The following is a 1,090-nucleotide window of genomic DNA, read 5'->3' as shown; positions in this document are numbered from 1 at the left end:
GGGGGGGGGGGGGGGGGGGAGAAAGGGGGGTCAGGCAGGCATGGACTTACGGATAGCGCTGAGCAGCGTCTGCGTACCCGGGGTCAGTGTCGCATCGACGCGGGTTAAAATGCCGATGGGCTCTCCGGCGCCCTGGGTGGCGATCGGCAGGGCGGTTAGCACGCCACGGCGAAGATCGTCTTTTACCGCCCCGGAAGGGACAAACCAGACATAGTCAAAATCCACCGTCAGCTGGCGCGACAGGGAGGCGGAGAGGGTCTCGATGCAGCCGGCGGGCATCTTACAGCCCTGGCTCTGGAGCAGCGCTTCGGCGTTTTGCCGCGGCACGGTGCCTTTAGGTGAGACCACTACCGGCCACTCCATCACCCGACTAAGGGTCACCGTCTCCTGAAGCAGGGGATGTCCCGGGCGAACCACCAGCTTCAGGGATTCAAGGAACAACAGTTCGTAATGCAGCCCGCTCATCAGCTCCGGGTCGGACATACGTCCAATGCCGATGTCGATCTCCCCGGATTTTAAGCCGGCGAGCAGCATGGTGTTGTTCATAGTGGCGACCTGCAGCGTGATATCTTTTTGCTGCTTGTGAAACTGGCCGATCACCGTCGGCAGGATCCCCAGCGCGGCGGTGGGCAGCGCGCCGATGCGCACGATATCGTTATTCAGGCCCTCTTTGCGGTTCAGCGCCTGGCCGGCCGAATTAAGGGCGTCAAGCACCTTAACGGCATGCGTCAGAAACTGTTCGCCGACCAGGGTTAGCTGCGCCCCAAGACGACCCCGCTCGAACAGCCGGGTACCGGTCAGCTGTTCTAGCTCGTTAAGCGTTTTCGAGAGTGCTGGCTGGCTCAGATTTAATGTTTCAGCCGCGCGCCCCAGCGTTCCCTGTTGAGCGACGGCCACGAAGGTGTGTAGATGGCGCAAGCGAATGCGCTGACTGAAGAGACCATTTTTTTCCATAGTAAGATGATGTTAAAAACACAGCGGTGAAAGAGACAAGCGGACTTGTTTAAATTTGATAACCAGATAGCAAAATATTATTAACATTTGAGTTGGTTACATGACAAGATCTTTCCCTGTGGTTGAAAACGCCCCT

The 1,090-nt window shown here is 58.1% G+C and carries 1 protein-coding gene; it reads right to left on the bottom strand.

The genetic code is table 11. From position 1 onward, the window contains the following. Positions 1-30: 30 nt before the first annotated feature. The gene (locus HMPREF9538_RS16180) at positions 31-954 is read right to left on the bottom strand and encodes a LysR substrate-binding domain-containing protein (protein WP_004143800.1); all 924 of its coding nucleotides are present in this window, start codon (positions 952-954) and stop codon (positions 31-33) included. Positions 955-1,090: the final 136 nt, after the last annotated feature.

It is taken from the genome of Klebsiella sp. MS 92-3 (assembly GCF_000195655.1).
GTDB classification, from domain to species: Bacteria; Pseudomonadota; Gammaproteobacteria; order Enterobacterales; family Enterobacteriaceae; genus Klebsiella; species Klebsiella pneumoniae.
The sequence above is the reverse complement of the archived record's forward strand: the minus strand, read 5'-3'. Positions and strand labels throughout refer to the sequence as shown.